Source organism: Sphingomonas sp. HF-S4, assembly GCF_032911445.1.
GTDB classification, from domain to species: domain Bacteria; phylum Pseudomonadota; class Alphaproteobacteria; order Sphingomonadales; family Sphingomonadaceae; genus Sphingomonas; species Sphingomonas agrestis.
In genome coordinates, this window is sequence record NZ_JAWJEJ010000001.1 from 2,523,979 (window position 1) to 2,542,663 (window position 18,685).

Annotated in this window: 15 protein-coding genes; all 15 read right to left on the reverse strand. The window is 67.1% G+C overall.

Annotation, left to right across the window (positions count from 1 at the left end; all coding sequences use genetic code 11):
- Positions 1–65: 65 nt before the first annotated feature.
- Positions 66–443 (reverse strand): VOC family protein, encoded by a 378-nt coding sequence (locus tag RZN05_RS11425; RefSeq protein ID WP_317226737.1) that lies wholly within the window; start codon positions 441–443, stop codon positions 66–68.
- Positions 444–576: 133 nt separating this feature from the next.
- Positions 577–1,014: a GNAT family acetyltransferase gene (locus RZN05_RS11430; protein WP_317226738.1), complete on the reverse strand. Its 438-nt coding sequence runs from the start codon at positions 1,012–1,014 to the stop codon at positions 577–579.
- The gene (locus tag RZN05_RS11435) at positions 999–1,667 is read right to left on the reverse strand and encodes a hypothetical protein (protein WP_317226739.1); all 669 of its coding nucleotides are present in this window, start codon (positions 1,665–1,667) and stop codon (positions 999–1,001) included. The genes RZN05_RS11430 and RZN05_RS11435 overlap by 16 nt, the downstream gene beginning before the upstream one ends.
- Positions 1,667–3,223, reverse strand: a complete 1,557-nt coding sequence (guaA, locus tag RZN05_RS11440) for a glutamine-hydrolyzing GMP synthase (RefSeq protein ID WP_317226740.1) — start codon at positions 3,221–3,223, stop codon at positions 1,667–1,669. The genes RZN05_RS11435 and guaA overlap by 1 nt, the downstream gene beginning before the upstream one ends.
- A 68-nt stretch (positions 3,224–3,291) precedes the next feature.
- A complete protein-coding gene (locus tag RZN05_RS11445; protein ID WP_317226741.1) occupies positions 3,292–3,885 on the reverse strand; it encodes a hypothetical protein in 594 nt (197 codons plus the stop codon).
- The gene (locus tag RZN05_RS11450) at positions 3,882–5,081 is read right to left on the reverse strand and encodes a M48 family metallopeptidase (protein WP_317226742.1); all 1,200 of its coding nucleotides are present in this window, start codon (positions 5,079–5,081) and stop codon (positions 3,882–3,884) included. The genes RZN05_RS11445 and RZN05_RS11450 overlap by 4 nt, the downstream gene beginning before the upstream one ends.
- A 2-nt stretch (positions 5,082–5,083) precedes the next feature.
- A complete protein-coding gene (locus tag RZN05_RS11455) occupies positions 5,084–5,830 on the reverse strand; it encodes a hypothetical protein (RefSeq protein ID WP_317226743.1) in 747 nt (248 codons plus the stop codon).
- A 306-nt stretch (positions 5,831–6,136) separates the two neighbouring features.
- Positions 6,137–8,278, reverse strand: a complete 2,142-nt coding sequence (locus tag RZN05_RS11460; RefSeq protein WP_317226744.1) for a prolyl oligopeptidase family serine peptidase — start codon at positions 8,276–8,278, stop codon at positions 6,137–6,139.
- 77 nt (positions 8,279–8,355) lie between these two features.
- Positions 8,356–8,778 carry a 50S ribosomal protein L17 gene (gene rplQ, locus RZN05_RS11465; RefSeq protein WP_317226745.1) on the reverse strand — a complete coding sequence of 141 codons (423 nt, stop codon included), beginning with the start codon at positions 8,776–8,778 and terminating at the stop codon, positions 8,356–8,358.
- Positions 8,779–8,902: 124 nt separating this feature from the next.
- On the reverse strand, positions 8,903–10,210 hold the full coding sequence (locus RZN05_RS11470; RefSeq protein ID WP_317226746.1) for a DNA-packaging protein: 1,308 nt from the start codon (positions 10,208–10,210) through the stop codon (positions 8,903–8,905).
- Between the two features lie 359 nt (positions 10,211–10,569).
- Entirely contained in the window at positions 10,570–11,187 is a 618-nt protein-coding gene (locus RZN05_RS11475) for a hypothetical protein (protein WP_317226747.1), read from the reverse strand.
- A gap of 229 nt (positions 11,188–11,416) precedes the next feature.
- Positions 11,417–11,800: a response regulator gene (locus tag RZN05_RS11480; RefSeq protein ID WP_317226748.1), complete on the reverse strand. Its 384-nt coding sequence runs from the start codon at positions 11,798–11,800 to the stop codon at positions 11,417–11,419.
- A 2-nt stretch (positions 11,801–11,802) separates the two neighbouring features.
- Positions 11,803–13,887: an ATP-binding protein gene (locus RZN05_RS11485; protein WP_317226749.1), complete on the reverse strand. Its 2,085-nt coding sequence runs from the start codon at positions 13,885–13,887 to the stop codon at positions 11,803–11,805.
- 386 nt (positions 13,888–14,273) lie between these two features.
- A complete protein-coding gene (locus RZN05_RS11490) occupies positions 14,274–16,910 on the reverse strand; it encodes a DEAD/DEAH box helicase (protein ID WP_317226750.1) in 2,637 nt (878 codons plus the stop codon).
- A complete protein-coding gene (locus RZN05_RS11495) occupies positions 16,910–18,556 on the reverse strand; it encodes a site-specific DNA-methyltransferase (RefSeq protein WP_317226751.1) in 1,647 nt (548 codons plus the stop codon). Before RZN05_RS11495 ends, RZN05_RS11490 begins: the two co-directional genes overlap by 1 nt.
- Positions 18,557–18,685 lie beyond the last annotated feature (129 nt).

Below are 18,685 nucleotides of genomic sequence, written 5' to 3' on the forward strand. Positions count from 1 at the left end.
GAGGTGCACCGACCATAGCCTGCCCGCCCGCAGACCACCACCGGCCGTCCGCACCCGCTTGCCGATCACACCGCGACGAAGGTCAGCGCCTCGATCTTGTTGCCGTCGGGATCGCGCACGAACGCCGCATAATAGTTCGCGTCATATTCGGGCCGCAGCCCCGGCGCGCCATCGCTGGTCCCGCCATTGGCGAGCGCCGCACGGAAGAACGCATCGACCGCCGCGCGCTTCTCGACTTCGAACGCCACGTGCACGCCGTTTCCCGGCGAAGCAGGCGCGCCGTCCGCCGGCAGGTTGAGGCTGAAAACCGTGATCCCCGCGCCGTACCCCACTGCCTCGTCCACATCGAGCGTGCGGCGCAGCCCGAGCTCGCGCATCACCGGATCATAAAAGGCACGCGCTCGATCCAGATCCGCAGTGCCGAGCGAGACATGGTGAAGCATGCGCAACCAACCGGCCGGTCTCCACCGAGTTCCCGCAAAAAGCCCCTCCCCTTCAGGGGAGGGGTTGGGGTGGGGCGTGTCGGTCTCACGAGCCCAGCGCCCGAGGACAGGCCCCACCCCCGACCCGATATTCCTAAAGGGGAGAGGCCTCACCCTCCCCCAGAAACCGCCCCAGAACCACGACTTTCTGCCGCTCCAGCCCCAGCGCCTCGTAAAACCCTAGCGCGGCTTCATTGTCGTCGCGCACCATAAGCTGGAGCTTGGGCGCCCCTTTCCCAAGGAGCCACGCTTCCGCCGCCGCCATCAGCGCCCGCCCAAGCCCCGCGCCGCGGCGCTCGGGGGCGACCGCGAGATAATAGACCCAGCCGCGATGCCCATCGAAGCCGACCATCACGCTGCCGGAAATCCCCTCCCCGCGCGCCACCAGCACGACCGAGGCCGGGCCCGCCACCGCCAGCGCGAAATCCGCCTCGGGATCGTTCCACGGCCGCGTCAGCCCGCACGCGCGCCACAGCGCCACCACTGCCGCCGCATCGCCGGCGTCCGCCGGCTCGATCAGCGCGCGATGCACGTCGCCCCGGCCCAGAGATTGGTGATCTCGCCCGAAGGATCGCGCATGCTGAGCAGCCCGGAGATGCCGCCCGCCGCGAACTCGATCCCCAAAGTCGAATCCTCGACGGTCGCCTTCCGCGCGGCCTCGAGCTGTTTGCGCGTCGATCCGATGCCGATCCCCTCGGCAGTGACCAGGCCGCCCCCGTCGCGTCCGTCCAGGTCCCAGCCCGCGAACTTGCCGTCCTGGAAATAGAGGCCGAGCCCGTCGCGGAAGCTCGCAAAGGCGAGCGGACCCGCGCCGCATTCCTGGCTGTCGCCCTGCTCGATCGGAGCGCCGATCGCCCCGGCCACCGCCTGGGTCACCGCATCGCGCGCCATGCCGAAGCGCAGCGGGCGGGTGGCAACGTCCTCCCGCAGCGCCAGCCCGTCGGGCGCCAAGTTGAGCGCCGACACCGCCACTTCGGCGACGTTCGCGACCGCGGGCCTCGGAACGATCAGCTCGTTCTCGTTGCCCAGCATCACCACCGACGGCGCCGCATCGGGCTCGCCCCCCGAATCGCCGCAGCCGGCAAGCAACGCGACTGCGCCGGCAAGCAGGGCACGCGCGCCGCGACGCCTCGCGCCGCCGAACGATGCGGGCGAGGCTGCCCCGCAGCCTCGCTGCTTCCGCATCATTCCCATTCGATCGTCCCCGGCGGCTTCGACGTATAGTCGTAGGTCACCCGGTTGATCCCGCGGACTTCGTTGACGATCCGCGTCGCCACCCGCGGCAGGAAGTCGCCGGGGAACTGGAACGCCACTGCGGTCATCCCGTCGGTCGAGGTGACCGCACGCAGCGCCAGCACCGAATCGTAGGTCCGATGATCGCCCATCACCCCGACGGTGCGCACCGGCAGCAGCACGGCGAACGCCTGCCAGATCGCGTCGTAGAGCCCGGCGTTGCGGATCTCCTCGAGATAGATCGCATCGGCTTTCCGCAGGATGTCGCACCGCTCCTTGGTCACTTCTCCCGGGATGCGGATCGCCAGGCCAGGCCCGGGGAACGGGTGGCGGCCGACGAAGATGTCGGGCAGCCCGAGCTCGCGGCCGAGCGCGCGGACCTCGTCCTTGAACAGCTCGCGCAGCGGCTCGACGAGCTTCATGTTCATCCGCTCGGGAAGCCCGCCGACATTGTGGTGGCTCTTGATCGTAACGCTCGGGCCGCCGGTGAAGCTGACGCTCTCGATCACGTCCGGGTAGAGCGTGCCCTGCGCCAGGAAATCGGCCCCGCCGATCTTCTTCGCCTCTTCCTCGAACACTTCGATGAAGGTCTTGCCGATGAACTTCCGCTTGGCCTCGGGGTCGGTGACGCCGGCCAGGCCGCTCATGAACAGCGTCTCGGCGTTCACATGGACGAGCGGGATGTTATAATGCCCGCGGAACAGCGACACGACCTGGTCGGCCTCGCCGCTGCGCATCAGCCCGTGATCGACGAACACGCAGGTCAGCTGGCTGCCGATCGCCTCGTGGATCAGCACCGCCGCCACGGCGCTGTCGACTCCACCCGAAAGTCCGCAGATCACGCGGCCGTCGCCAACCTGCTTGCGGATCTCCGCGATCTTGGTCGCGCGGAACTCGGCCATCGTCCAGTCGCCCTGCAACCCGCAGACGTGGCGGACGAAATTGGCAAGCAGCCGCGCGCCGTCGGGTGTGTGGACCACTTCGGGGTGGAACTGCATCGCGTAATAGCGCTTCGCATCGTTGGCGATCACCGCGAACGGCGCGCCGGGGCTCGACGCCACTACGCGGAAGCCGTCGGCCAGGTCGGTGACCTTGTCGCCGTGGCTCATCCACACCTGGTGCTTCTCGCCGGGCTTCCACAGCCCGTCGAACAGCTCGCATTCCTCGGCGATGTCGATGAACGCCAGCCCGAACTCGCCGCTGTCGCCCAATGCGACATTGCCGCCGAGCTGCTGCATCATCGTCTGCTGGCCATAGCAGATGCCCATCACCGGCAGGCCCGAATCCCAGATCACCTGCGGCACCTGCGGCGCGCCTTCGTCGAGCACCGATGCAGGCGAGCCGGAGAGGATGATCCCCTTGGGCTGCATCCGCGCGAACGCCTCGGCGGCGGCGTTGAAGGGGGCGATCTCGCTATAGACCCCGGCCTCGCGCACGCGGCGCGCAATCAGCTGGGTCACCTGGCTCCCGAAATCGACGATCAGGATTGAATCGGCATGATGTTCCATGCCCAGCGCGCATAGCAGATGCGGCCGGCATGGGAAGGGCGTGGCGGCGGTTATTGCGCGCGCGGCGCCTACAGCCGCGCCGTCGCCACCAGCGCGCGGACGTCGCCGATCGCCCGGTCGAAATAGTGCAGCCGCGGCGCATCGAAGCTGACCATGTAGAGCTTGCCGCCGACGATCGCCGCCACGGCCTCGCCCTTCCGGGTGATCTGGTCCTCGTCGGTATATTCATAGGTGAAGGCCACGCCGTCCTGGCCGAGGAACTTGGTAGGCGCGGTCGACAGCGTCTGGAACGCGCCGATCTTCTTGTACGCGCGATAGGTGCCCTCCAGCAGCTCGGGCAGCTCGACCAGCAACGTCGCCTTGCCGAACTTGGGCAGCGGGTCCTTCTTCTTGTGCCGCTCCTTGACCAGCGGCTTGCCCGGTTCGATCCCGCCGAAGAAGGTCAGGTCGTTCAATTGCCCGCCGTCGAGCGTCCAGGTCTCGGCATTCTTGCCGGGCTTGCCGCTCACCCGGTTCCAGTCGCGCCCCGGCGTCACGGTGAGCCCCGAATCGGCCACCGTCACCGCCTCGCCCTTCGCGCGCAGCTTGTGCCCGCTCGCCGGCGCCACCGGGAGCGCCAGCATCGCCACCAGCGCCAGCAGCGCCGCCCAAATCCTCGTCATGGTGCATTCCCCCCAGGAACCAGCATCCCGATCAATTTCGCGTCCGGCGCATCGGGACTCAGTTGCAGATAGCGTCGCAGCGCGGCGTGCCCGTCGCCGGGCTTGCCGCTCTTGAGCAGCGCCAGTCCCAGCCCGCGATGCGCGGGCGCGAGCGCGTCGTTCAGCGCGATCGCATTGGCGTAGAAGGCCGCGGCATGTTCGACGTCGCGCGGATTGCCCCGCGCGCGATACAGTTCGCCCCGCGCCAGCCACAGGTCCGCGCTCCACCCGTCGCGCGCCAGGTTCTGGATCAGATAGTCGCTCGCCCCGAAATCGTTGAGCTTGATCTGGTCGTCGAGCAGCAGCGGCAGCCACGGCGCCAGCGCCGCGTGGTACCGCGCCGAGCCGTTGTCGCGCCCTTCCCCATCGATCCGCGCCAGCCCCGCCAGCGTGTCCGCCCGCTCGGCGAGCGGCGGATGGGATGCCGTGAACGCGATCGCCTTGAAATTGGGTTTCCGGAGCCCCCGCGCCCTTGCCGACGCCGCGGCCTCGTCCATCAGGTTCTGCCACATCGCCGCGGCCGCCTGGGGCGGCAGGCTGCTCTGGTTGAGATAGCCGACCCCCAGCGAATCCGCCTCGCGCTCCTGGTCGCGCCCATAGCGGAACAGGTGCCCATAGATCGACCATTGCAGATCGCGATACGCCCGCGCCGCGCGATAGCTCGGCGCCATGCTGACGAGCAGCCCGGTCCAGGCGAGCACGTCGGTGCCGGTGCGGCGGGTCCGGAACAGGTTGAGCGAGTGCCGCCGCTCGAAATGCCCGAACTCGTGCCCCAGCACCGCGCCCAGTTCGGCCTCGTTGCGCACGCGCAGCAGCAGCCCGCTGAACACCCGCATCGTCCCGTTGGGCGACATGGTGGCGTTGAAGGTCGGCTCGCGCAGCACATAGACGCGGACCGAGTGGCAACGATCGGCTCCCACGGTCGCGCACAGCACCCCGCGGATATAGCCCGTCAGCGCCTCGTCGCGGATCACCAGCGACGACGCGGCGAGCACCCGCTCGCTTTCGTCGTCCTCGCGCCACCACCCGATCTCGTCGACGCCCTGCGGCTGATAGACTCCGGCATAAGGCGGCGGCACGGCGGCCTTCTGCGCAGCCGCCAGCGCCGCGCTCGGCGCCAGCAGCGCCCCCGCGAGCAGCCTCGCGGCCTGCCGCACGGTCAGGAGTCCTGCTTGATGTCGCCGCCGGGGAAATCCTCGAGGAGCTGGCGGACGCGCTTTTCGGAGCCCTCCTCGTCGCGCACGTCACCGCCCATCGCCCCGTCGGCGTTGAGCCACAGCAGGTCGCCGGTCCGCAGGTCTACCAGCCCGGCATAGCCCGCATGCTCGCCCGACTTGACCGCGATCCCCGGCCCCAGCAGCGCAAGCACCTGGAGGATCTTCCGCCCGGTCGAGCCATAGGCATCGCGATTGTAGACGAAGAGCCCGTAATCGGCGTCCTGCGCGCCCGGCAGCGTCGCCACCCCCGCGCCGAGCGACCAGTCGAACACCTGGTTCTTGTTGTCACGCTTCTTGGTGGGCAGCCGGTTGCCCTTGAAGAACTGGTATTCGATCACCGCCTGCGAGACCGCGGCGAACAGCGCCATATGCTCCTGCACGCGCTGCGCATCCTCGCCATAGGCCTCGGGCGCGACGACTACGCTGTTGCCCAGCCGCCCCTGCAACCGCTCGAGCGAGAGCTGGATGTTGCGCTTCGCCTTCTCGGTCCAGTCGCCATTGGGCTCGAACATCCCCCCGGTCGATTGCGCGCCCACGCTGACCGAGGGCCGGAACACGAGAATGCGCTTGCCGCTATGGGCCGGCAGCTCGAACCCGCTGCGAGTCGCGGAGCGCTCCTGCGCCGCCGCCGGCGCCGCGGCGAACAGCACGACGCCGACCGCCAAGGCGGTCCTTCGGACAATCCCCATCCCAAATACCCCCATTCCGGAGACGCCCCCGCGGCTCCGATGGCGCAAGACTAGCTAGCGGCGAACAACGATCGCAACATGGTTCTGGCAGTATCGTGAAGAAAATGTTCCATTTTGGAGGAAACGGCACGCCGGGTGCGAAGATAAACCGCCACCTTGGAAGGTCGCCGGCGGCAAGAATCGGAAGTTGACGATCCCACCGTTCCTGATCCGCGACCAGACCCCCCCTGCTACGGCCGCCCAGCGTCCGGCTCGGATTCGACCTGCGCTTCCGACGCCAAGATAATCGCCGCGGCGTGTCCGGTCTTACCGCGCCTTCACTTCCAGCCCGGTCCACTTCGCCGCGAACGCATAGAGGTCCGCGGCTTCCTCGATGATCTTGTCGGTCGGCTTGCCCGATCCGTGCCCGGCGCGCGTCTCGATCCGGGCGAGGTGCGGCTTGTCGCCGATGTCGGCCGCCTGAAGCGCCGCGGTATATTTGAAGCTGTGACCGGGCACGACGCGGTCGTCGGTGTCGGCGGTAGTCACTAGGATCGCCGGATACGGCTTGCCGCCCTTCACATTGTGATACGGCGAATAGGCGTAGAGCCGCTTGAAGTCGGCTTCCTTCGAGGGATAGCCGTAATCGTCGACCCAATAGCGCCCCGCGGTCCAGCGGTCGAAGCGCAGCATGTCCATCACGCCCACCGCGGGCAGCGCCGCGGCGAACAGGTCGGGACGCTGGTTGACCACCGCGCCGACCAGCAGCCCGCCATTCGATCCGCCCTGGATCGCGAGCTGGTCCTTGCCGGTGATGCCTTCCCTGATCAGATACTCGCCCGCGCCGATGAAGTCGTCGAACACGTTCTGCTTGTTCGCCAGCCGCCCGCCATCGTGCCACGCCTTGCCATATTCGCCGCCGCCGCGGATGTTGGCGAGGACGAACACCCCGCCCTGCTCCATCCACGCCACCCGCGCCGCCGAGAAGGCCGGCGTATAGGGCACGTTGAACCCGCCATAGCCCCACAGCAGGGTCGGCGCCGGGCCAGTGGTGGTCGCCTTGCGCACCACGAACATCGGCACCTTGGTACCGTCCTTAGAGGCGTAGAAGCGCTGCTCGACCTTGTACTGGCTGGGATCGAAGGCGACCTTGGGCTGCGCCCAGGGCGTCGCCTTGCCGGTCGCCACGTCATATCGGAAGATCGTCGTCGGATAGTTGAAGCTGGTGAAGGCGAAGAAGGTCTCGGGATCGTCGATCTCGCCGCCGAAGCCGCTCGCGGTGCCGATCCCGGGCAGCGCCACCTTGCCGTCGGCCTTGCCGTCCAGCGTGTAGCGGCGCACCTCGGTCTTGGCGTCGACCATATAGTTGAGGATCAGCCGCTCGCCGACGATCGAGGCGCCCGCCAGCGTCTCCTGCTGCTCGCCGACGATCTCCTTCGGCGTCAGCCTGGGGTCGGCGATATCGATCGAGACGATCCGGTCGCGCGGCGCGCCGGCATTGGTCGAGAAGTAGAACACGCTGCCCTTGTTGCCGATCGCCGACCAGTCGTTCTCGAGCTTGCCGATGATCGTCTTCGACTCCCATTTGGGGTCGGTCAGGTCGACGATGTGGACGAGGTTCTTGTTGTCGGTCCCCTCGCTGGTGCCGATGACGAGATAGCGGCCGTCGTCGGTGATCCCGGCATAATGGCTGAGCTTGGGGTTGTCGGGCGTCGCATAGACCAGGCGGTCCTGGGTCTGCGGGGTGCCGAGCTTGTGGAAGAACACCTTGTGATTGTCGCTCAGCGCCTGGAACTTGGACTCGGCGGGCGGCTCGGGATAGCGCGAATAGAAGAAACCGCTGCCGTCCTTGGCCCAGCTCAGCCCCATCGTGTACTTGGCCCAGCTGACTTCGTCGCCGGTCTCCTTGCCGGTCGCGGTGTCGATCACCTTGATCGTCCGCCAGTCGGTCCCGCCGTCCTGGATCGAATACGCCAGCTTGGTGCCGTCCTCCGAGGGCAGCCATTCGGCCAGCGCGGTCGCGCCGTCCTTCGACCAGCCATTGGGATCGATCAGCACGCGGCCCTTGCCCTCGAGCGTATCGCGCACCCACAGCACCGCCTGGTTCTGCAGCCCTTCGTTATGCGCGTAGAAATAGCGCCCGCCCTTCTTCTGCGGCGCGCCGAAGCGCTCGTAGTTGAACAGCGCCTTGATCCGCTCGGCGAACAAGGCACGGCCGGGCAGCGTCGCCAGATAGGCGTCGGTCACCTGGTTCTGCGCGGCGACCCAGCCCGCGACTTCCTTGTCGTTGCGGACGTCGTTCTCGAGCCAGCGATACGGATCCGCCACCTTCACGCCGAACTGCTCCTCGACGACATCGACGCGGCGGGTCTCGGGATAAGCGGGCTTGGTCACAGGGGTCTCCGAACGGGTCTGGGCGAGAGCGGGGCTGGCGAAGAGAAGCGGCAGGACAAGGAGTGCGCGGCGCATCAAGGGCTCCGAAACGAAAAGAGGCCGGACCCTAGAAAGGGCCGGCCTCGTTCTCAAGCGTCGAATGTCGCTGCCGATCAGGCGGCGTCTTCGAAGTCCTCGTCGCTATAGACCGGGCCCGAATCCTGGCCCTTGGCCGAAACGTCGCGATCGACGAACTCGATGATCGCCATCGGCGACGCGTCCGAGGCGCGGATGCCGGCCTTGATCACGCGGGTATAGCCCCCGTTGCGGTCGGCATAGCGCGCCGCGAGCACGTCGAACAGCTTGACCAGCTGCGCGTCGTCGAGAAGGCGCGCATGCGCCAGGCGGCGGTTCGAAAGACCGCCCTTCTTGGCGAGCGTGATCAGCTTCTCGATGTACGGGCGAAGCTCCTTCGCCTTGGCGAGCGTCGTGGTGATCTGCTCGTGCTTGATCAGCGCGGCGCTCATGTTGCGGAACAGGGCGATGCGGTGGGCCGAGGTCCGCTGCAGCTTACGGCCGCCTACGCGATGGCGCATGGGTCATTCCTTCGTTCGTTAAGGGGCCGTATCAGGAACCCCAGACCAGGCAGCCAAAGGGCGCTGCCCAAACCCCGCGCAGTTCCGCGCGAAGGCGGCCCCAAACCCGATTCTGCCCATAAAGTCAAGTCGCCCACACCCGCGGCTCGGCCTGGCGGGGCAGCATCAGCGCCCACAGCGCCCACACCATCGCGTCGGCGCGGTCGGGCGAGCGTCCCGGCCCCTGATAGCCCCCCGCCACGCACAGCCCGCGCAATTCCGCCTCGAGCGCGTCGAACCGCCCCGCGAGCCGCACCCGTCCGCTCTCGAACAGCGCCGCCACCGGCTCGGCGCGCGCCGCCTTGCCCCGCGTCGCCGTCACCGTGCGCAGCGGCAGCGCCACGCTCGCCCCGCGCAGCACGGTGCGCACCATCTCGCCGCCCTGGTTGGTCTCGACCACCACTCGGTCCGCATCATGCGCCTCGGCCGCCGCCGCCACCCGCCGCGCCCAGCCCTCGGGCGACAGCCCGCCTTGCGACCAGTCGGCCAGCACATACCCCATGCCCGCATCGTCCACGCCGCACACGACGATCCCGCATGTGCCGCTCACGCTCGCCGGCGGATCGACGCCGACTACCACGCGCACCAGCGCCGCGCGCGCCGGCGGCGCCCCGCGGCACGCCTCGATCAGCGCCCCCGGCCACAGCGCGCCCTCGGCATCGGCCTCGAGCACGCCCTCGATCTCCTCGCGCCCACGCCGCGTGCCGCCATACGCGGCCACCATCGCGTCGAGCCACGCCGCCGACAGGTGCGGGTTCGCCCCCGAAGCACCGCCGGTCACCACCGTATCCGCGGCGCCCACGATCGCAGCCAGCGCCGCGAGCCCGCCGCGCGGCGTCGTCGTCACCAGCAGGCGCGGCGCCGTCCCCGCGCGCAGCCCGAGCTGGAGCATGTCCCAGCTCTCCTGGGGATGCCGCCACTTGGCGAGTTCGTCGCACCAGGCATAATGATGCTCGGGCCCGCGCAGCGCATCGGGGTTGGCGCCCGAGAACAGCACTGCCTCGGCCCCGTTCGGATAGACCAGCCGGTGCCGGCTCGGCTCGAACACCGGCCGCTCGCTCGGGTGCGCCGCCACGGCGAGCAGCCCCGAGGGCCCTTCGACCATCACCCGCCGCGCCTCGTCGATCGTCGCGGCGACCAGCGCCACGCGCACCGCCCCGTGCGCGCGCACCAAAGCGTCCACCCATTGCGACCCCGCCCGCGTCTTGCCGAAGCCGCGCCCGGCCATCAGCACCCAGGTCCGCCAGTCCCCGTCGGGCGCGCGCTGCCCGTCATGTGCCCATTCACCCCAGTCGCCCTCGAGCGCCCCCAACTCCTCTGCGCTCAGCGCCGCCAGCAGCGTCGCCCGCTCCGCCCCGTCCAGCCCGCCCAGCCGCGGCAACACGATGCCCATGCCCGCTCTCCCATCCCTCCTCCCTGCAAGGGAGGGGCTTGGCCCTATCGACACTCAGCTTCATCTTCCCTCGCCCCGCAGGGGGAGAGGGTTGCGCAGACTTAGGCTCGAAGAGCCTTGGTCGGAGCTGGGTGAGGGGAGTGGACAGGTCGATCATGCCCCCGGCATGATCTAGCGGCTGCGGAGCAGCCGCTACCTGTTCACTCTGCGCAGCAGCCGCGCGGCGCAAAGCGCCGCTCTATCCCCCCAAGCTACGCCAGGCGCGGAAGCGCCAAGCCTCTCCCCCAGCAACGGGAGGAGAAAGGACTCGCCCCGTGCGAATCTCGGTTCACCCGACCCGCTCGCGCGCAGGAAAAGCCCTACTCCGCCGCCTCCCGAAACGCCCGCTGCGCCCGCCCCCGCTCGATCGCCTCGATTTTCCGCAAAATGCTCGCGCGCACCGCCTCGATGTCGGGCGGCTTGGCGCGCGCATCATAGTGCTGCGGCGCACCGCCCTTGACCGAGGCGCGGTGGAGCCGCAGCAGGTTCATCGCCTCGGCAATAGTCATCGCCCGCCGCGCGATCGACGCGCCGGCCGCTGGCGCATCCGCCGCACCGCCCTCGCCGCCGGCCCCGCCCTCGCCAGCATCCGCCACCTGGGCTCCGAGCAAACTGTCGCTGGCCAGCTCGACCAGCGCCGTCTCGATCCGCGCATAGCCCTGGTCGAGGCACGCCTGCCACTTCTCGGCGAATTCGGGCCACATCTTGCGCCGCCGGTAGATGGCGGTCGTCGAGAACCCCGCCGCGGCCGCCGCCGCGCTGACATTGGCGGTCGCCGCCAGCTCGTCGAGAAACACCCCCTCCGCCTTAACCGACCAGCGCGCGTCGCTCGTCCGGATGATCTTGGTGTTGCGGTTCTTCGCCCAGCGTACCGCGCGCCCCTCGCCCGCCGCCGCCGTGCCGCCCGCCCCACCTGCCTGCTTCGCCTTCCTCGCCATCGCCCACCACTCCCGCTGCCCGAGAACGAAAAAACCGCCCGGCGCAATGGAAGCGCAGGACGGCATTGTTCCTGTTTTGTACCAGATCAGCGTGACGATGTCAAGCCTTCAGTGCGCATTTGGTTGGCAGCGTTGGGCGATAGACGCACCGGGCTGGCCGAGCTCGGCGCCAGCCGAGCTTCGACTTCGCGGGATTCACGCCCACGCCAGCGGAAACCCGCCTGCTTCTCTATGGGCCCCGGCCGCTTTTTTCGATGTCGTGCAGCAGCGACATGAGCTGCGCAGCCTCGAAAGGCTTGTCGAGATAGTGATCGGCGCCAGCAGCGATCGCGCGCTCGAGATAGCTGTCGGGGCCACCCTTGATGCTCCCGGACATTGCTATGATCGCGACGTCCGGTTTCATCGCGCGAATCTTGCCGATCGTCTCGATGCTCGCATGCCCAGGCATGATCATGTCGCTGATCACCACATGCGGCTGGCTCTCGACGAACTTGGCAAACCCGTCCGCCCCGTCCGCCCCGAGAAATACCTCATACCCCTTTGCTCGCAGCAGAACTTCAACGGACAGCCGGATTGCCTCGTCGTCGTCGATAACCAGGATGCGCAGGGACACGCTCAATCTCCTTGGGACGCAGCAGCTGGTATGTGTGGCGGGAATAGTAGGTCGAACCGGGTACCTTCGCCGACCACGCTTCGAACGAGGATCTCGCCCTCGTGACCAGTCACGATCCCATTGACGATCGCCAGGCCCAAGCCGGTGCCGGTGGAGGCCGTCTTGGTACTGAAATAGGGCTCGAAAATACGCTGCGACACCTCCGGCGGCATGCCCGGTCCATCGTCCGCCACAAACAGCCGGACCTCGCTCGGATGGGCACCAGCCGTGAATTCGGCAGCGACACCGATGGTGATGGTGCCCACACGGTCCCCAATCGCCTGCGCCGCGTTGGTCACCAGGTTGAGGATCGCCTGGTAGATTTGCCCTTTCCTGCCCAGGATCTCCGGAACCGGAACCATATCTTCCACGATCGCGATGTTCGTCGGCACGCCCGCGCGAAGGATGACCAGTGCCTCCGCGACCAGTTGATCGAGGCAAAAGCGCTCCGGCTCGCTCTCGTCCTTGCGGCTGAACACGAGCATCTCGCGCACGAGCTCCTTCGCGCGCCGTGCTGCCTTCAGCATGATCTCCAGCACATGCCGGTCGGAGGGCTCGGCAGTCTCCATCAGCAAGGGTGCAAGGGTAGTGATTGGGACCAGCGTGTTGTTCATATCGTGCGCGATGCTGCCGGCCAGCGTGCCCAGGGCCTCGAGCTTCTGGGCGTGACGCAGCTGCCCCTCCAGGTCGGCGGCGCGAACGCGCGCCCTTTTGACCTCCGTCACATCGTGCACCACGCCGATGATGCCCGCCGGCTGCCCGGCTGCATCATATAGCAGGTCGCAATGCATCAATGCGTTCCTGACGGTGCCGTCGGGCCGCACGAAGCTATAGTCCAGGTCGCGCGACCGCGTCCCTTGCTGCGCAGTTGCAAGCATCTCCTCGATCGCGGGACGCTCATCGGGGGGCACTGCAGTACGGAGAAAATCGTCCCAGTTGGCGGGCGTTTGCGGCGCGAGCCCATGCATCGCAGCGAATGCATCGCTGGTTCGCAACCTTCTGTCCGCGAAATGCAGCTCGAAGCTGCCGACGTCCGCGATCTGCTGTGCCACCGCGAAATGATGCTCGCTCTGCCGCAGGCGCTTGCGGACGCGATGCTGCGCGTAGACCAGCGCGGCGACGACCCAGACGCTGCCTATCGCCAATCCTCGATTGACCAGGACGATCTCCAGCGGAATGTGCCCGCGGGGCGACGAGAAGAGCCCCAGCAAAATCAGGATGCTCGCAAAACCCGCAAGCAGGATCGCCGTCTGCGCGCGCTCGAACCACCACGCAAACAGCACCAGCGGGATATACAGGATGCCCGCATTGACCTCCAGGGGCGTGTACACGTCCACCAATGCGACGAGGAAGCAATAGATCGGAGGCACCCAGAGCGGCACGCGGGATATCTTGGCCGTCTCGAACTGCCAGCTATAGGCGATGAGTCCGGTGCCGACGCAGAGCGCGCACACGATCGACGGGAACGACATCGCCTGCGGCGCCCACCAGCTGGCAGCGAAGGACGATTGGCCGAGGTGGCCGGCCACCGCTTCGAACACCAGCGCGAGCGCCGCCAGGGGCACGAACTGGGCGACGAGAACGTGTGTATGGCGGTCCTTCGAACGCGTCAGAATAGCCAGGGCGACGCCCAGCAGGGTCAGTACCGTCGCAGTGTTGGGTGCGACACGGCCGGGATAGGGGCTGTGGGTTCCAGACCAGTCGCGGACGGCAAGCGAGTCGATCGAGAACGGCGCCCCGAAATATTCGAGGATCGTCGCGCCGCCAACGAACGTGGCGAACAAGGCGCAGGCGAACCCAAGACGCATCCGATCGCGTTGCAATGCGAGCAGCGCCAGGCCCAACGCCGCGAAGCCCAACGCCGCGTTGGGCCGCATTTCAAACGCCAAAGGCACCGCGCGCGCCAGCGGCATCGAAAAGCTGAGCCACCCGCAAAATATCGCAGTGGAAATCAAACTCGATGCCGCAGCCGCGAAAATGCAAATCCTTCGCAGAAGAACTCTACGGGTCTGCAGATCCGCCGACTCCAGTTGCTCGAGGCGTTCCATTTACCAGTAGTACGCCCAAATATTCTTAGGCGAAAGCAGGGACTACACTTGAATGGATCAAGATCGCTCCGCGATTTTGCATAAACCCGCGATATCTGCCGGAAAGCAATGGATTTTTGACCCCGCATCGCTTCGCCTTAGGCAAGTATGCTCAGGCGCCTGACGATTCTGCTAGCCGCAACCTACTGCGTTGCCTTTCTCGGGAACTATTAGGGCCGGGCCGCAGGGATGTGACGTTCGCATCAACTTCACGGCAGCCTTCGCTGGGCGGCGTCGCGCAGAAAAGCGGGTCACCACGCCGAAGAGACAGGCTCCGACGTTAACCTCGCGACGCACCCGCTGCGCGACGCGTCAGCACCGCAGCCGAGTGCCACGGCAAGGCGCGCTTACGACAGCGCCGCCCGAATCTGTGCCGCGGCATCGCGCCCTTGCGAATCATTCTGCCGGATCATCGCGAACAATAGCCGCCCCCCGCTCGCCTCGGCGAACCGGCGCCCCACCCGCTCCTTCTCGAGATCGCCTTCGTCGACACGGCCTTTGGGCTCGAGCACGAGCAGCCGCCCGTCCCGCAGCTTGGCGACCATGTCCGGGAAGAAATTCCCGCCGCCCACGGGGATCGAATAATTATCCGGCGCGGTCACGCCGTTGCGCACCCAGGTCTCGACTGCGTCCAGCGCATCGATCGCCCGCGCGCATTCCTCCTCGAAGCCGTTGAGCTTCCCCATCGCGGCATAGAAATGCTTCGCCGGCCGGAACCGCCCTTCATATCGTCCGTCCGGGCTATACCGATAGGGCTGGAAGCGAAACGCATGCAGATCGGGCGCCTGCGGCTCGCCCAACCCGTTCAAGAACAGCTGCACGCCTTGCGCCGCCGCCTGATCGCGCAATTGCTGCACCCGCGCGATCACCGCGCGCCGCAGTGCATATTTGCCGCGCACCAGCGCCGCGAGCGCCATGCCCCGCCCGTCGATCAGCCGATCGACCACCCGCCGGCAATATTCGGCATGCACCGGCTGCGCGGTATGCGCCTTGCGCGTCGTCTGGTCGAGGAAGCGCGCCAGCGCCGCCGCGTCCCAATGCGTATCCTCGTCGAGCGCCAGCTCGATCGCCCCGACCAGCTGGCGATAGACGATCCGGTCCCCATCGATGTCGAAAGCATAGCCCTCGGCCACTTCCTCGAACGTAAAGGCCGGCAGCTCGGCCTTGGCCGGATCGTCGTTCGGATCCCAGCCCGCCAGCTCGATGAAGCTCTCGGGCTCGGCCAGGTCGAGCTCGCCCTGGATCATCAGGTGCAGCCGCGGCACCTCGAAGCGCACCCCGCGCTCGGCGGGCGATCTCGCTGCCTGCGCTTGCAAGATGAAACGCTCGACGGCCTCCACCGCACCCGGCGAGATCGGCTCGATCGCCGCCGCCACTTCGCGCTGCACCGCTTCGGGTGCATCGGCCTTCACGGTCAGCACCACCCCGCCAGCGCCGTCCTCGGCCATCCGCACCGCACCCTGCGCTTCCAGCGACCAGTCGCCGATGCTCGGCCGCTCGTTCAGTCGCATCACCGGCGCCTGTGGCGGCAGGGCATATAGCGGCCCCGCATCGCCGCCTTCCAGCGCCAGTTCGTCCTGCTGCGTCTGGATGATCGCCTTTCGCGCCTCGCTCTCGTCGAATCCCATATGCGTCAGCGTATCGGTCAGCCCGTTCGCGGCGTCGTTGAAGCTCTTCTCGGAAACATGCGCATAGGCCCGGTTCAGCTCTTCCGAGGCCCGCCGCTTGGCGAACGGCATGCGGAGCACCCGCCCCAGCAACTGCTCCACTGCCCCGGCCGATCGCATCCCCGCCACCGAGCAGAAAACATAGGCGAACGAACAGTCCCAGCCCTCCTTCAGCGCCTGCACCGTGATGACATGCTCGATGGCGCAATCGGGATCGAACAGGTTCACCCCGTCCAGCTCGCGCTGGTCGCCCGTCGCCACCGCGATCGCCGTTTCGGGCACGCGCTCCACGTCGATTAGATGCTGCTTGAGCTTGTCGACCGTCGCCTCGGCGCCTTCAGTCGCCGCTTGCGCCTGATACAGCGCGATCGGGCGGATGCGCCCGGGATCGCGCGCGCCGATCTCCTCCAGCCACGCGCGATTCATCACCGCGGCGTTCACGGCCTGCTGCCAGCTGCCATGCTGGCTCAGATGGATCGGCATCTTGATCATCTCGGCCGCCTTCAGCTCGGCGGCAGTCGCTGCCGAAATGACGTTGGATCGGTTCGCCGGCGTCGCGGTGAGCTCGATGATCGCCGAAGGCCGCAGCCGCTGCTTCACCGCGCCGGCAAGCCCGGTCATGAAGTTGTGCGCCTCGTCCAGGATCACCAGCGGGCGCTGGCGATACAGCAGGTTGGCGAAGCTCAGCTTGATCTGCCCGCGGCGCGGGCCTTCCTCCTCCACTTCCAGCCCCTCGGCCGGGCTGGCCTCGCGGAAATGGTCCTCCAGATTCTCGTCGGTACGATAGACGTTGCGGTCGCCGGTATTCTGCACGCGGAACGTCTGCATCGTCGCGACGATCACCACCGTCTTGTCGATCAGGTCGCGCGGCCGGATCTGGCGCCGCTCGTCCACATCGAACACCGCCACCGCGCCGAACGCGTCTTCCAGCGCGCGGCGATACGGATGCCGCGGCTGCTTGAGCGCATCCACCGTCTGGTTGAGGATCGCCCCCGAAGGCACCAGCCACAGCACCGGCACCCGCGCCCGGTCCATCCATTCGGTTGCCGCGACCTTCACCGCATGCGCGGCGAGCAGCGTCTTGCCGCCGCCGGTGGGCAGGCGGATGCAGCAATAGGGCGTTTCGGCCTCCAGCCCCTCCACCGGCGTATAGCCGCCGCGTGCATAGTCCGCCGCCTTATCGCCTTCGGCGCGCTGCCCCGCCTCGGTCCGCGCCAGCGTCGCGCGATACGCCGCCGCGAAGTCGCTGCTGCGGCACTTGTCGAGGAAGAAACGCAGCTGGTCGAGCGCGCGCAGCTGATAGTCCTTGAGTTCCATCAGCGCGCCCTCACGTCATAGGGCGTCTGCTTGAACGTCACGCCCTCGGCGCGCAGCCGCGCCTCGCTCAGCCGGCTTGCCTCGCCATAGACGGTGATCGGCCCGCCAAAGCCCCCGCCGCTCTCCCGGATCAGCGCCAGCGTCGCGCTGGTCAGCACATTGCCCCCCTGCGGCCGCTTGTCGCCGAGCACGCCGTTATAGAGCAGCGCATAGCCGCGCCCATCGTGCACGCCGAGAAACGGACTCTTCAGATCCTCCCCGGCACGGGGAGGGGGACCAGCCGCAGGCTGGTGGAGGGGGCTCTCCTCGGAGGATTTCCCTCGCGGCGCCCCCCCTCCACCACCGCCTTCGGCGGTCCCCCTCCCCGTGCCGAGGAGGATCAGGGGAGTCCCCGTCTCCGAAAACCACACATGCGCGGCTAGGCTGGCAAAGCCGATCCCGGCGCGGATGCGGCCGTCCTCGTCGAACACCGCCTCGCCTAGCCGATAGAAGCTGAACCCGCCCCCGCCCTGCCAGCCGACCGCCTGCGAAATACCGCCCTGCTCGCCTACGATCACCTTGCTCAGCCGCGGCGCGCAGTGGGTGACGGCATGGTCGCCCATCTCGATCCCGATATAGCGGCGACCCATCTTGTGCGCGACGGCTGCTGTCGTGCCAGAGCCGAGGAAGGAGTCGAGGACGAGGTCGCCGGGGTTGGTGGCGATGTGGAGAATGCGCTGGATAAGGCGTTCGGGTTTGGGCGTCGTAAAGACATCGTCGGCATTCAATGCGACAACTTCCTTCTTCGCTTCTTGAGTGTGCCCTACATCAGCGTGTTGCCAAATCGTTTGCGGGACGCGTCCGCCCTTAACCTCCGAAAGAAAACGCTTTAGGCGCGGAACGCCATTGCCGTCTTTCCCCCACCAAATTCGATTATCCTCATCAAGATCAGCGAGCTTCTCCTTTGAGAATCGCCAATACATTCCTGGCGGTGGCCCCGGAATTACGCGACCACTCGGATTTGTAATGGGATAGGTGCCGGCGCCATAGTAGTTCCGCGCCGAGAAATCGCCTGAGGTCCAAGGCCCCCTCGGATCGTTGTCAGGATTCTTGTACATCGAGTCCTGCTTCTCCGAGCGTGGAAGCTCGCGTGGCCGCCATATTTCCTTGTTGCGCGCGTAGACAGAGACGTAGTCGTGATCCTCGGAAAAATGTTGAGCTGAGTTCTTCACAGAGAACATCTTGTGCCAAATTACCGTTGTCACAAAATTCCGCCGTCCGAACACCTCGTCCATAATAATTTTGAGGTAATGTCCCTCATTATCGTCGATCGAGATCCAGATGCTGCCATCCTCGGCCAGCAATTCGCGCAGCAGCTCCAGTCGCGGCCAGATCATCGCCAGCCACTGGCTGTGCTCCAGATTGTCGTCATAATGTTCGAACGCGCTGCGCGTATTGTACGGCGGATCGATATAGATGCACTTCACCTGCCCGGCATAGTAGGGCAGCAGGCTTTTGAGCGCTTCCAGATTGTCGCCGTGGATCAGCATGTTGCCGCTCGCCGGATCGCCGGCGGAAAGCGTCGGGTCGGCTTCCAGCAGCCGATAGGGCACGCGGTTCGCGGCCTTGATGTCGTCGTCGCGTGTCAGCCAGTGCAGTGTCGGCATTGCCCCTCCGGTCGCCCTCCTGCCAAACCCCGTCGCCACATGCCAGCGTTCTGAAAAGAAAAGGGCCGCCCCTCGCGGGACGGCCCTTGTTTCTTCCGGAGTCCGCCGCGGCAAAGCCGCGTCGTCGGT